Raw genomic sequence first — 12,971 nt, forward strand, 5'->3', positions numbered from 1 at the left:
CGCGAACACCGCTTCGGCCGCCACCATGCCCGACTTCATGGCGGTGTGGTTGCCCTTGATCTTCGGCACGTTCAGGAAGCCCGCCGCGTCGCCCACCAGAACGCCGCCCGGGAAGGTCAGCTTCGGGATCGACTGGAAGCCACCCTCCGACAGCGCCCGCGCGCCATAGGCGATGCGCCGCCCACCCTCGAAGGTCGGGCGGATGGCGGGATGCGTCTTGTAGCGCTGGAACTCCTCGAACGGGCTGAGGTGCGGGTTGGCGTAGTCCAGCCCCACCACGAAGCCCACCGACACCAGGTTCCCTTCCATGTGGTAGAGGAAGGAGCCGCCGTAGGTCTTCGGGTCCATCGGCCAGCCGATGGTGTGCTCGATCAGGCCGGGACTGGACTTGGCCGGGTCGATTTCCCACAGCTCCTTGATGCCGAGGCCGTAGGTCTGCGGCTCGACGCCGTCGCGCAGGTTGAAGCGCGCCATCAGCGTCTTGGTGAGCGAGCCGCGGCAGCCCTCGGCGAAGAGGGTCTGGCGGGCGTGCAGCTCCATACCGGGGGTGTAGTTGCCGGTCGGCTCACCGTCCTTGCCGATGCCCATGTCGCCGGTGGCGACACCCTTGACGGCACCGCTGTCGTCGTACAGCACCTCGGCGGCGGCGAAGCCCGGGTAGATCTCGACGCCCAGCTCCTCGGCCTGGGATGCGAGCCACTTGCCGAGGTTGCCGAGGCTGATGATGAAGTTGCCGTGATTGTGCATCTGCGGCGGGGTGGGCAGGCGGATGGCCCTGGTCGGCGTGAGGAAGAGGAAGCGGTCGTCCCGGGCCGGCGTGGTCAGGGGGGCGCCCTTGTCCTTCCAGTCGGGGATCAGCTCGGCCAGCGCGTGCGGCTCGAAGACGGCGCCGGAGAGCAGGTGGGCGCCGACCTCGGAGCCCTTCTCGATGACGCACACCGACAGGTCCTTGCCGCTCTCCGCGGCCAGCTGCTTCAGGCGGATGGCGGCCGACAGCCCCGACGGGCCGGCGCCCACGACGACCACGTCGTATTCCATCACCTCGCGTTCATTGCTCATCACAAAGCCTCCCCCAAACGGGTTCCTGCGGGAAAAAAGTGGGCCGGGCGCCGAGGGACACCCGGCCCGAGGTCCGCACCCATGCGGGGGACGCCGGTGCGGCGGACAACGTCAGGTCACTGCGTGTGCAGGGTCAGGTCACCGCGTGTTCAGGACCAGTTCGCGGATTCGTGTCTTCAGCAGCTTGCCGGTCGCGGTGTGCGGCAGGTCGTCCATCACCACCACGTCGTCGGGGACGCACCACTTGGCGACCTTGCCTTCGAAGAAGGCCAGCAGCTCGTCCCGGCCCACCGCCGCGCCCTCCTTCGGCACGACCACCAGCAGCGGCCGCTCGCCCCAGCGCGGGTCGGGACGCGCCACCACGGCGGCCTCGCGCACGGCGGGGTGGCCGACCGCCACGTTCTCCAGCTCGATGGAGCTGATCCATTCGCCGCCCGACTTGATGACGTCCTTGGTGCGGTCGACGATCTGGACGAAGCCGTCGGTGTCCATGGTCACCACGTCGCCGGTCTCGAACCAGCCCGGCACGGCGTGCGCCGCGCTGTCCTCCAGCCCGTAGTAGCCGGCGCACACCCAGGACCCGCGCACCAGCATGCGGCCGAAGGCGACGCCGTCGCGCGGCACGTCGTTGCCGTCGGCGTCGACGACGCGGAACTCCATGCCGAACACCGGGCGCCCCTGCTTGGCGGCCAGCGCCGCGCGCTCCGCCTCGGTCAGGCTCACGTGCTTCATCTTCGGCGTGCTGGCCAGCCCGATGGGGCTGGTCTCCGTCATGCCCCAGGCGTGCACCACCTCAGCCCCGTGCCGGCGGAACTGCTCGAACATCACCGGCGGGCAGGCGGAGCCGCCGACCGCCACGCGCCGCAGCGGGGCGAGGCTCCGTCCGTTCGCCTCGGCCCAGTTCAGCAGGCCCATCCACACGGTGGGCACGCCGGCGGTGTGGGTGATTTGCTCCGCCACGATCAGCTCGTGCAGGCTGGCGCCATCCATCTTCGGCCCCGGGAACACCAGCTTGGCGCCGGCCATGGGCGCGGCGTAGGGCAGGCCCCAGGCGTTGACGTGGAACATCGGCACCACCGGCATCACCACCTCCAGCGCCGAGACGCAGAGGGTGTCGGGCATGCACACCGCCATGCCGTGCAGCACGCACGACCGGTTGCTGTACATGACACCCTTGGGATTCCCCGTGGTGCCGGAGGTGTAGCACAGCGCCGCCGCCGTGTTCTCGTCGAACACCGGCCAGTCGAACGCGTCGGGCTGGGCCGCCAGCAGCGTCTCGTAGCACAGCAGGTTCGGCAGCCTGGAGGACGCGGGCATGTGCGCCTCGTCGGTCATCACGACGATGGCCTTCACGCCCGCCAGATGCTCCGCGATGCCCTCCAGCAGCGGCACGAAGGTCAGGTCGGTGAAGAGGACGCCGTCCTGCGCGTGGTTGATGATGTAGGCGACCTGCTCCGGGAACAGGCGCGGGTTGATGGTGTGGCACACCATGGCCGAGCCGGAGACGGCGTAATACAGCTCGAAATGCCGGTAGCCGTTCCAGGCCAGCGTGCCGACCCGGTCCCCCGGCTTCAGCCCCAGCGCCGCCAGCGCGTTGGCCAGCCGCTGCGCGCGGCCCCAGGCGTCGGCGTAGGTGTAGCGGTGGATCGGCCCTTCCACCGTCCGCGACACGATCTCCGTGTCCCCATGGTAGGCCGCCGCGTGCCGCAGCACGGAGGAGACCAGCAAGGGGACGTCCATCATCATTCCACGCAACATCAGCGTCGCTCCCCAGTTTCTTCTTTTTTGAACGATCAAAACGCGCCGATCAGAAGGCGTCGGCGTCGAGGCTCATCAGGCTGGCGGCCCCGGCGTCCAGCGCCAGTTCCAGGGCCACCGTCTGCGGCAGGACCCGCGCCATGAAGAAGCGCGCGACCTCCAGCTTGGCGCGATGGCGCGGCCCGGCGGCCTCGCCCTGCGCCAGCGCGTGCAGCGCCATGCGCGCCCACATCCAGCCCAGCGCGGTCAGCGCGAACAGACGCAGGTAGTCGGTGGCGGCGGCCCCGGCCTCCGCCGGATCGGCGGCGGCGCGGTCCTTCAGGCGCGCGGTGGTGGTCTTCAGCCGCGTCAGCGCGCCGCGCAGCGGTGCGACGAACTCGCCCGCCCCCGGCACCCCCTCGCCGGCCTGGAGGACGTCGCCGACCAGCGCGAAGAACCGCTCCGGCAGGCGACCGCCGGCCATGGTCAGCTTGCGGCCCACGAGGTCCATGGCCTGCACGCCGTTGGTGCCCTCGTAGATCTGCGTGATGCGGGCGTCGCGCACCAGCTGCTCCATGCCGTGCTCGCGGATGTAGCCGTGGCCGCCGAACACCTGCTGGGCCAGCACCGCGCCCTCGAAGCCCAGGTCGCTGAACGCCGCCTTGATCACCGGCGTCATCAGCGCCACCAGATCGTCGGCCGCCGCCCGCACCCCGGTGTCCGGGTGGCGCTCCGCCTTCTCCATCTCCAGCGCTGTCCACACGGCCAGCGCCCGCCCGGCCTCGGTGAAGGCGCGGACGGTCAGCAGGTTCTTGCGCACGTCCGGGTGCACCAGGATCGGCTGCGGCCCGGGCCCGCCGGCCGGCGCGCGGCCCTGCAGACGGTCCTTGGCGTAGGCCGCGGCGCCCTGGTAGGCGGCCTCGGCCGCACCCAGCCCCTGGATGCCGACGAACAGGCGCTCGTTGTTCATCATGGTGAACATGGCGGCGAGGCCCTTGTTGGGCTCCCCCACCAGCCAGCCGGTGGCGCCGTCGAAGTTCATGACGCAGGTGGGCGAGCCCTTGATACCCATCTTGTGCTCGATCGCCCCGGCGGCGAAGGCGTTGCGCACGCCCGGATTGCCGTCGGCGTCGGGGATGAACTTGGGCACCAGGAACAGGCTGATCCCCTGCGTGCCGGCCGGCGCGCCGGGCAGCCGCGCCAGCACGAGGTGGATGATGTTCTCCGCCAGATCGTGGTCGCCGGCCGAGATGAAGATCTTGGTGCCGGTGATCCTGTAGCTGCCATCGTCCTGCGGCTCGGCGCGGGTGCGCAGCAGGCCCAGGTCGGTGCCGGCGTGCGCCTCCGTCAGGTCCATGGCCCCCGTCCAGGTGCCGGCCACCATCTTGGGCAGGTACAGCGCCTTCAACGCGTCGCTGGCGTGGTGGCGAATCGCCTCCGTCGCGCCGTGTGTCAGGCCGGGGAACAGGCCGAACGACAGGTTGGCGGAGGACAGCATCTCGTCGGTCAGCACCTGCACGACGCGCGGCATGCCCTGCCCGCCGTATTCCGGATCGCCGGACAGGCTGACCCAGCCGTTCTCGACGAAGGCGGCGAACGCCTCCTTCACGCCCTTGGGCGTGCGCACGCTGCCGGCGTCGAAATGGCACCCTTCCTCGTCGCCCGTCCGGTTCAGCGGGTGCACGACCTCCTCGCAGAAGCGTGCGGCCTCGCCCAGCACGGCGGACATCAGGTCGAGCGACGCGTTCTCCCCGCACAGCGGGGCAAGCACGCCTTCGGCGTCGAACAGCTCGCCCAGCAGATAGACCATGTCCTCGACGGGTGCCTTGTACGCTGGCATTGACGATCTCCAAGCACTCGGTTGCGCGTGGGGGGCTTGTGCTGCTCCCCCTTCCTCCGGTGGCCGGGATACAACCAGAACGCCTACATAAAGTCCACTTTAATGTTCTACAGCATTTTGACGCACCGCCAACCATGCTGCATATCCATAAAGTCAGTCACCTTCCCATTGCGTCATGCTGCGGCGCCGCATACCATGTTCCCGTTGCCCTTGTGGGCGTTTCCTCCGAGACTTCAGGCCGCCGGCCCCACCGGCGGCCTCTTCTCGGATTCGAACCCGCCACGGCGAGGACGGCATGACCACCACCTTTCACCTGATGCGCCGGTACGTCGTCCGGCCCATCGCGGCGCTCGTCGGCCGACTCGACGTCACCGGACGGCAGCACCTGCCGGACCAGGGCGGCTACGTCGTAGCCTGCAACCACATGGGCTGGGTCGATCCGCTGTGGCTCGGCCTCGCGGTCGACAGCGACCGCGTGCACTACATGGCCAAGCGCGAGCTGTTCTCCCCCGCCCCGCTGGGCGTGCTGATGCGGCAGTGCCACGTCTTCCCCGTCGACCGCCAGCGCCCCGGCCCGGACACCATCAAGACGGCCGTCCGCCTCCTGGGCGCCGGACAGGTCGTGCTGGTCTTCCCCGGCGGCACCCGCACGGCCGAGGCGGCCAGCTTCAAGCGCGGCGCGGCGACCATCGCCGCCATGGCCGGCGTGCCGGTGGTGCCCGCGCAGTACAGCGGCCCGACCACCATCAAGCCGGCCCACCTGCTGAAGCGCCCCGCGGTCCGCATCGCCTTCGGCGCGCCGATCCTGCCCGACCGGCGGGCCGGCGACGACACCCGCGCGCGCATCCAGGCCGTCACCGACCGCCTCGAACAGTCTGTGGCGGAACTCGCCGGCGTGTAAGATGGGCGCCGGATCGGTTGACAACCGACTTTAACGAGTTAACGTATACGTCACGTCATAGGGCGGACCAACCGCCCCACAGCTGCCCCACGGGAGGAAACATGGCTGTTCCGAGTGTGCTGAAGGACCGTCTGCGTCTGCCGGCGATCGCGTCCCCGATGTTTATCATCTCCAACCCCGACCTGGTGATCGCCCAGTGCAAGGCCGGCGTCGTCGGCAGCTTCCCCGCGCTGAACGCCCGCCCGGCGGAGGTGCTGGACGAATGGCTGACCCGCATCCGCGAGGAACTGGCCGCGCACGACGCCGCCCACCCGGACCGCCCCGCCGCCCCCTACGCCGTCAACCAGATCGTCCACCGCTCCAACGAGCGGCTGGAGCGCGACCTGGAGGTCTGCGTGAAGCACAAGGTGCCGATCGTCATCACCTCGCTGGGTGCCCGCCCCGACGTGTACGAGGCGGTGCACAGCTACGGCGGCATCGTGCTGCACGACGTCATCAACAACACCTTCGCCCGCAAGGCGATCGAGAAGGGGGCCGACGGCCTGATCGCCGTGGCGGCCGGTGCCGGCGGCCACGCCGGCACCATCTCCCCCATGGCGCTGATCCAGGAGATCCGCGCGTGGTGGGACGGGCCGCTGGCCCTGTCCGGCGCCATCGCCACCGGCCGCGCCATCCTGGCGGCCCAGGTCATGGGCGCCGACCTCGCCTACATCGGCTCCGCCTTCATCGCGACGGAAGAGGCCAACGCGCCGGAAACCTACAAGTCCATGATCGTGGATTCGGGCGCGGAGGATATCGTCTACACCAACCTCTTCACCGGCGTGCACGGCAACTACCTGAAGCCGTCCATCGCCCGCGCCGGCCTCGACCCCAACGCGCTGGAGGTGTCCGACCCGTCCAAGATGGACTTCTCCAAGGCCAAGACCTGGAAGGACATCTGGGGTGCCGGCCAGGGCATCGGTGCCGTGAGGGAGGTGCGTCCGGCCGCGGCCGTGATCGACCAGCTCTGCCGCGAATACGACGCGGCGCTGGAGGAATGCGCCACCCGGTGGACGCGCCGCCGCAACCGCGCCTGACCGCCGCCGAACAGAACAGGGAGGAACCAACGTGACCGAACACATCACCGTCACGGACACCGGCGGCGTGCTGGAGATCCGCTTCGACCGCGCCGACAAGAAGAACGCCATCACGTCCGCGATGTACACGGCGATGGCCGACGCGCTGGACCGCGCCGACGCCGATCCCGGCATCCTGGCCGTGCTGTTCCACGGGGCCGGCGACAGCTTCACCGCCGGCAACGACCTGAACGACTTCCTCTCCGCCCCGCGGTCGGTGGAGGAAAGCCCCGGCGGCCGCTTCATCCGCACCATCGCCAAGGCGCGCAAGGTGCTGATCGCCGCCGTGCACGGCTCCGCCGTCGGCATCGGCACGACGCTGCTGCTGCACTGCGACCTCGTCTACGCCGGGCGCAGCGCCAAGCTCGCCCTGCCCTTCGTCAAGCTGGGCCTCGTGCCGGAAGCCGCCAGTTCCCTGCTGCTGCCGCGCCTGATGGGCTACCAGCGGGCGGCGGAGCTGATCCTGCTGGGCGAGCCGTTCGACGCCGAGACGGCGCGCGACCTGGGCCTCGTGAACCGCGTGGTGGACGACGCCGAGCTGCTCGCCGCCGCCCGCGCCGCGGCGGCCTCCGTCGCCGCCCTGCCGCCCAGCGCCGTGCAGCAATCCAAGGCGCTCATGAAGGCCAGCCACGCCAGCGTGGACGCCTGCATGGCCGAGGAGCTGCAGCGCTTCTCCACCCAGCTCCGCTCGGCCGAGTTCAAGGAGGCCGCCCAGGCCTTCTTGGAAAAGCGCCCGCCGAACTTCGCCAAGCTGCGGGGCTGACGGCCTCCCTCGCCTGAAAGGCAAGGTGCCCGCGGGACGGTAACCGGTCGGGTTACGGCCACCGGGGGTTCCGCGCTGCCCGCAATATCGATGGAGACCTCCCTCCTCCGGCACAATATCGAGGAGGGAGGCTCCGCGGATCCCCGGCCGGGCGTCCGGTTCGAGCCTGATGCTCCCAGCGGCGCCACGGCCTTCGCCCGCCGCCGGGACAGACAACGCGGGCGAACCGACCATGGTGAAGAAGACGCTGCCGAGCGCCATCTACTGGCGCGCGCTGAAGGAAGCTCGTCCCTGGTATCCGCAGCTCGCGGCGATCCTGCTGCTCGGCCTGCTCGCCACCCCCATCGGCCTCCTGGCGCCGATTCCGGTGAAGGTCATCCTGGACAGCGTGCTGGGCGACGATCCCCTGCCCACCTTCGTCACCCACCTGCTGCCCTGGGACATGATCGCCGATAAGGAGGCGATCCTCCACCTCTGCATCGCCGCCGGGGTGCTGATCGCGCTTCTGGCCATCGCCCACACCACCGTCGAATGGCTGTACCGCGAGACCATCGCCGACCAGATGGTGCGCGGCTTCCGCGGCAAGGTGCTGGGCACCGCGCTGACGCAGGCACCCGTCCGCCACGACGACCGCGGCGTCGTCGACCAGGTCTTCCGCGTCAGCCAGGACGCTCCGGCCCTTCAGGCCATGACCATCTGGGGCGTCATCCCGCTGGTCACCAAGACTGGCTCGGTCGCCTGGGTGGTGTGGGTCACCGCGCTGATCGACCCGCGCATGGCCGCGGTGGCGCTGGCGACCGCCGTGCCGCTCATCGTGCTCATCGTCCTGAAGCAGCGCCCGCTGTGCGACCGCTGGCACCGCGTGCGCGAGCTGGAAAGCCGCCTTACGCAACTGGCCTACGAGGTGCTGGGTGCCCGCCGCGTCGTGCTGACCACCGGCCGCGAGCGACAGGAGGCGCAGCGCCTGGTCGACCAGGGGCGCGCCGTGTTCCTGGCGCGGCTGTCGGTGATGCTGATCGACGCCGGCTTCCGCGTGGCGCTGGCGCTGGCCGTGGCGACCGGCACCGCGGCAATCCTCTACATCAGCGTGCGCGGCGTGCAGGCCGGCGCGCTCAGCGTCGGCGACCTCGTCGTGTTGCTGGCCTACATGGCGCAGCTCTACGAGCCTCTGAAGGCGATCGCCGAGCACATCGTCGCCCAGCAGTCCGCCTTCGCCTGCGGCGAACGCGCCTTCGAACTGCTGGAGGCGCCGCCCGCCATTCCCGAGAAGCCGGACGCCCTGCCCCTGCATGCCGCGAAGGGTGCGGTGGAGTTCAGCCACGTCTCCTTCGCCTACGGCGGCGGGCCGGCGGTGCTGCGCAACGCCTCCTTCACCGTGCCGCCGGGGACCTGCGTGGGCATCGTCGGCCGCACCGGATCGGGCAAGAGCACGCTGGTGAACATGCTGGTCCGCCTCGTCGATCCCGTCGACGGCGCCATCCGCCTGGATGGCGTCGACCTGCGCGAATACCGCCTGGACGACCTGCGCCGCCAGTTCGCCATCATGGAGCAGGAGCCGGCGCTGTTCTCCACCACCATCGCCGAGAACATCGCCTACGGTCGCCCCGACGCCACCATGGCGGAGATCGAGGAGGCGGCGCGCCGCGCCCACGCGCACGACTTCATCGCCGCCCTGCCGCGCGGCTACCGCAGCCTGGTGGGGGAGCGGGCGCTGATGCTGTCGGGCGGCGAGCGCCAGCGGATCTGCCTCGCCCGCGCCTTCCTCAAGCAGGCCCCCATCCTCATCCTCGACGAACCGACCAGTGCCCTCGACAAGGACACCGAGGCCGCCGTGGCCGACGCGGTGGAGGAGCTGATGCGCGGCCGCACCACCTTCATCATCGCCCACCGCGTGTCCACGCTGCGCCGGGCCGACATGATCCTGCGCGTGGCGGGCGGCCGCGTGCACGTCGAGAACCGCCAGCCCGCGGCGAAGGAGCCGGCGGCGAAGGCCGAGCGCGGCGCCACGGTCATAGACGCCGCGCAGTGGGCTCGGTCGCACGGCCTACGACCTCCGTTTAGGCACCATTAAGCTTTGCTGTCTAATTTCTGCACAAAGATGCGGTGCAGGTCATAGTCCGGACAGCCAGCGCGCCGCCATCCTGCCCTCGTGCGGGATGGCACAGCACTTGCCAGGACCACCCCGTGTCACCCTGGTCCACAGTGCTTCGCGCGTTGGAGTGCCCGATGCTTGTCACGTTGTCCTTGATGTTCTGCCTGGCGACCGAACCGACCCAGTGCCAGACGGTCACCCCCTACATCCCCGACGACCAGCCGCTGACCATGTCCAGCTGCCACATCGCCGGACAGATCGAGGGCGCCAAGTGGGTCGTCGACCACCCCAAGTACCAGCTGGCGCGCGTCCAGTGCACGGCCGGCAACCGGCCCAAGCCGCGCGGCGTCTGAAGAAGAAACGGGCGGCCCGTTCGCCGGGGCCGCCCCTCGCGCCTTGCGCATCCGGTCAGATCGACCCCTGTCAGGTCGCCCCCTGTCAGGTTGACGGCGGCTCGCACCGCCAGCGCCGGACGCTGTAGCGCGGATGGCTCATCTGCCACTGCACCGCGCTGATATAGCCGTTGCGCGTGCATGACACGACGTTGTGGTACGGCTCCTGGAAGGCCGGGCGTTCGACGGAGCACTCGTCGGGCTGCGACAGCAGGCAGACCACCAAAACCAATTCGATCATAGAAACACCATCTGTTTTACGGTTAACACGCACCCGCATCCGGCGTTGCGGCCCTATCCGCAGGAAAACAGCCGGCCACCCCTCGCTGCGCTGCAATATATTTTTTGCACTGCAATAAAAGCAACAAGACAATATAAAGAACAACACTATACTTATGAGTAATCTCGAACGTCCTATTACCTCTTATTTGCGAGAAACCGATCGAGACCAAAGTATCATTTAAGGATGCGGATTCTTTTCCGCCCTCGACTTGACTGCGATGGCGGCCCAATATAGATTTAGCATCTAATCGGTGACAAGCGATTGTCTGACCAGAGCCCTGTTGCGCGTCCAAAAAGCTTCCATAGAGCAAGCGCCATTCGTTATTCGGTGGCAATAAACGCCAAAATGGGAGGGAACGCCATGAAAGCCTTGTCGCGGTGGCTGCTGGTTTCGGCTGCTTTCTTCGTTGCCGGGCCGGCATTCGCGAATGACAGCATCATGAAGAACCAAGCGAACCCCAACAACTGGGCGACGCAGCTTGGCAACTACCAGGGCCAGCGTTACAGCCCGCTGGACAAGATCAACACCAACAACGTCAAGAACCTCCAGGTCGCCTGGACCTTCTCGACGGGCGTGCTGCGCGGGCACGAGGGCGGGCCGATCGTCATCGGCGACATGATGTACATCCACACGCCGTTTCCCAACAAGGTCTTCGCGCTGGACCTGAAAGAACCCGGCCGCGTGGTGTGGAAGTACGAACCGGTCCAGGATCCCACCGTCATTCCCGTGATGTGCTGCGACACCGTCAACCGCGGCGTCGCCGTGGCCGACGGCAAGGTCTTCCTGGCACAAGCGGACAACACCCTGGTGGCGCTCGACGCGCAAACCGGCAAGGAGCTGTGGAAGGTCAAGAACGGCGACCACACCAAGGGCGAGACGCTTACCGCCGCCCCGCTGGTGGTCAAGGACAAGGTCTTCGTCGGCATCTCCGGCGGCGAGTTCGGCGTGCGCGGGCACCTGACCGCCTACGACACCAACTCCGGCAAGATGGTCTGGCGCGCCTTCTCCACGGGTCCCGACGCGGACGTGAAGATCGACTCGTCGAAGACGCTGATGATGGGCAAGCCCATCGGCCAGAAGGACCTGGGCGTCAGCACCTGGCCCGGCGACGAGTGGAAGCGCGGCGGCGGCACCACCTGGGGCTGGTACACCTACGACCCCGACCTGAACCTCATCTACTACGGCACCGGCAACCCCGGTTCCTGGAACCCGACCCAACGCGCCGTCGACAAGGACCGGAACAAGAGCGACAACAAGTGGTCGATGACCATCTTCGCCCGTGATCCGGAAACCGGCGAGGCCAAGTGGGTCTACCAGAAGACGCCGTTCGACGAATGGGACTTCGACGGCGTCAACGAGAACATCCTGGCCGACATCACCATGGGCGGCCAGCAGCGCAAGGTGCTGGTCAACTTCGACCGCAACGGCTTCGCCTACACCCTCGACCGGGCGACAGGCGAGCTGCTGGTTGCGCAGAAGTACGACCCGACGGTCAACTGGGCGACGGAAGTCGACATGAAGACCGGCCGCCCGAAGGTCGTCGACAAGTACAGCACCTTCGCCAACGGCGAGGACAAGAACACCGCTGCGGTCTGCCCGGCGGCACTCGGCACCAAGGACCAGCAGCCGGCCTCCTTCTCGCCGGACACCGGCCTGTTCTACGTGCCGACCAACCACATCTGCATGGACTACGAGCCGTTCTCGGTGTCCTACACGGCCGGTCAGGCCTACGTCGGTTCCACCGTGTCGATGTACCCGACGCCGAACTCGCACGGCGGCATGGGCAACTTCATCGCCTGGGACGCCGCCGCCGGCAAGATCGTCTGGTCGCGGCCCGAGCGCTTCGCGGTGTGGAGCGGTGCGCTCACCACCAAGGGCGGCGTCGTCTACTACGGCACGCTGGAAGGCTACGTCGTCGCCGTGAACATGAAGGACGGGCAGGAGCTGTGGCGCTTCAAGACCCCGTCCGGCATCATCGGCAACATCAACACCTACACCCACAACGGCAAGCAGTACATCGCGGTGCTGTCCGGCGTGGGCGGCTGGGCCGGCATCGGTCTGGCGGCGGGCCTGACGCAGGAATCCGGCGCCGGCGCCTGGCACCAGGCGGTGCACCCGAACCGGCAGAGCGGCACGGGCGTCGAGACGGCCGGCCTGGGTGCCGTCGGCGCGCACAAGTCGCTGGGTGAATACACGCAGCTCGGCGGTGTGCTCACCGTGTTCCACGTGCCCGACCAGAAATAGCCTTCGGACGGCAAACCCCGGTGTTCCTCGGAACACCGGGGTTTCTTTTCTCCAGAGGAATTTTTTAATGCTCGCAAATGCGATGACCATGATGGATTGCGTCCGCCTTCCGGCCCGCGTGCTCGCCCTGGCGTTCCTCGCCGCCGCCCTGTCCGGCCCGGCCGTGGCCGACGACGACGCGCCGGTCGGCAAGGACGGGCTGCCGACCTACATCGTCAAGGACAACCAGGTCGACCGCGGCACCTACAACGGCTACCGCCGCTTTCACTCCGTCTGCCACACCTGCCACGGCTTCGACGCCGCCGGCGGTTCCTTCGCGCCGTCGCTGGTGGATTCCCTCAAACGCCTGAGCTACGACGACTTCAAGGAAGTGGTGATCAACGGCCGTCAGGTCGCGGGCGCCACCGGCGACCGGGTGATGCCGTCCTTCGGCACGGACCCCAACGTCGTCCAGCACCTGGACGACATCTACCGCTACCTGAAGTCGCGCGCCGACGGCGCCCTGCCCGGCGGCCGCCCGCAACGCATCGGCAGCTAGGGAGGCA

11 protein-coding genes are annotated in these 12,971 nt (G+C 68.5%); 7 read left to right on the forward strand and 4 right to left on the reverse strand.

Annotated features, from left to right (window positions below):
- The 3 genes from VED21_RS08820 to VED21_RS08830 form a co-directional block, all read right to left on the reverse strand.
- Positions 1-1,059, reverse strand: a 1,059-nt coding sequence (locus VED21_RS08820; protein ID WP_324881966.1) for an NAD(P)/FAD-dependent oxidoreductase, incomplete at its 3' end; no start/stop codon positions are given.
- Between the two features lie 138 nt (positions 1,060-1,197).
- A complete protein-coding gene (locus tag VED21_RS08825; protein WP_324881967.1) occupies positions 1,198-2,817 on the reverse strand; it encodes a 3-(methylthio)propionyl-CoA ligase in 1,620 nt (539 codons plus the stop codon).
- A 49-nt stretch (positions 2,818-2,866) separates the two neighbouring features.
- Complete coding sequence (locus tag VED21_RS08830) at positions 2,867-4,636, reverse strand: acyl-CoA dehydrogenase (RefSeq protein WP_324881968.1); 1,770 nt, start codon at positions 4,634-4,636, stop codon at positions 2,867-2,869.
- 295 nt (positions 4,637-4,931) lie between these two features.
- Here VED21_RS08830 and VED21_RS08835 point away from each other — a divergent pair, with 295 nt between their 5' ends.
- The 5 genes from VED21_RS08835 (at position 4,932) to VED21_RS08855 (ending at position 9,860) form a co-directional block, all read left to right on the forward strand.
- Positions 4,932-5,537, forward strand: a complete 606-nt coding sequence (locus VED21_RS08835) for a lysophospholipid acyltransferase family protein (RefSeq protein ID WP_324881969.1) — start codon at positions 4,932-4,934, stop codon at positions 5,535-5,537.
- Between the two features lie 101 nt (positions 5,538-5,638).
- On the forward strand, positions 5,639-6,613 hold the full coding sequence (locus tag VED21_RS08840; protein ID WP_324881970.1) for a nitronate monooxygenase family protein: 975 nt from the start codon (positions 5,639-5,641) through the stop codon (positions 6,611-6,613).
- 31 nt (positions 6,614-6,644) lie between these two features.
- The gene (locus VED21_RS08845) at positions 6,645-7,415 is read left to right on the forward strand and encodes an enoyl-CoA hydratase (RefSeq protein WP_324881971.1); all 771 of its coding nucleotides are present in this window, start codon (positions 6,645-6,647) and stop codon (positions 7,413-7,415) included.
- 232 nt (positions 7,416-7,647) lie between these two features.
- Positions 7,648-9,486, forward strand: coding sequence for an ABC transporter ATP-binding protein (locus VED21_RS08850; protein ID WP_324881972.1), 1,839 nt, complete (start codon positions 7,648-7,650; stop codon positions 9,484-9,486).
- Between the two features lie 155 nt (positions 9,487-9,641).
- Positions 9,642-9,860 carry a hypothetical protein gene (locus VED21_RS08855; RefSeq protein ID WP_324881973.1) on the forward strand — a complete coding sequence of 73 codons (219 nt, stop codon included), beginning with the start codon at positions 9,642-9,644 and terminating at the stop codon, positions 9,858-9,860.
- An 85-nt stretch (positions 9,861-9,945) separates the two neighbouring features.
- On the opposite strand, the gene VED21_RS08860 is transcribed toward VED21_RS08855, so the two are convergent.
- Entirely contained in the window at positions 9,946-10,140 is a 195-nt protein-coding gene (locus tag VED21_RS08860) for a hypothetical protein (RefSeq protein WP_324881974.1), read from the reverse strand.
- A 402-nt stretch (positions 10,141-10,542) separates the two neighbouring features.
- Here VED21_RS08860 and VED21_RS08865 point away from each other — a divergent pair, with 402 nt between their 5' ends.
- Together VED21_RS08865 and VED21_RS08870 are read left to right on the forward strand one after the other, a co-directional pair.
- Positions 10,543-12,426: a methanol/ethanol family PQQ-dependent dehydrogenase gene (locus tag VED21_RS08865; RefSeq protein ID WP_324881975.1), complete on the forward strand. Its 1,884-nt coding sequence runs from the start codon at positions 10,543-10,545 to the stop codon at positions 12,424-12,426.
- 67 nt (positions 12,427-12,493) lie between these two features.
- Entirely contained in the window at positions 12,494-12,964 is a 471-nt protein-coding gene (locus tag VED21_RS08870) for a cytochrome c (RefSeq protein ID WP_324881976.1), read from the forward strand.
- Positions 12,965-12,971: the final 7 nt, after the last annotated feature.

Source organism: Azospirillum sp., assembly GCF_035627195.1.
In the GTDB taxonomy this organism is placed as follows: domain Bacteria; phylum Pseudomonadota; class Alphaproteobacteria; order Azospirillales; family Azospirillaceae; genus Azospirillum.

What these genes read in the sequence shown, in the direction of transcription:
- VED21_RS08860 (WP_324881974.1), bottom strand. Translation starts at nt 10,140, where the DNA reads ATGATCGAATTGGTTTTGGTGGTCTGCCTGCTGTCGCAGCCCGACGAG.
- VED21_RS08835 (WP_324881969.1), top strand. Translation starts at nt 4,932, where the DNA reads ATGACCACCACCTTTCACCTGATGCGCCGGTACGTCGTCCGGCCCATC.
- VED21_RS08825 (WP_324881967.1), bottom strand. Translation starts at nt 2,817, where the DNA reads ATGTTGCGTGGAATGATGATGGACGTCCCCTTGCTGGTCTCCTCCGTG.
- VED21_RS08840 (WP_324881970.1), top strand. Translation starts at nt 5,639, where the DNA reads ATGGCTGTTCCGAGTGTGCTGAAGGACCGTCTGCGTCTGCCGGCGATC.
- VED21_RS08865 (WP_324881975.1), top strand. Translation starts at nt 10,543, where the DNA reads ATGAAAGCCTTGTCGCGGTGGCTGCTGGTTTCGGCTGCTTTCTTCGTT.
- VED21_RS08850 (WP_324881972.1), top strand. Translation starts at nt 7,648, where the DNA reads ATGGTGAAGAAGACGCTGCCGAGCGCCATCTACTGGCGCGCGCTGAAG.
- VED21_RS08855 (WP_324881973.1), top strand. Translation starts at nt 9,642, where the DNA reads ATGCTTGTCACGTTGTCCTTGATGTTCTGCCTGGCGACCGAACCGACC.
- VED21_RS08870 (WP_324881976.1), top strand. Translation starts at nt 12,494, where the DNA reads ATGCTCGCAAATGCGATGACCATGATGGATTGCGTCCGCCTTCCGGCC.
- VED21_RS08830 (WP_324881968.1), bottom strand. Translation starts at nt 4,636, where the DNA reads ATGCCAGCGTACAAGGCACCCGTCGAGGACATGGTCTATCTGCTGGGC.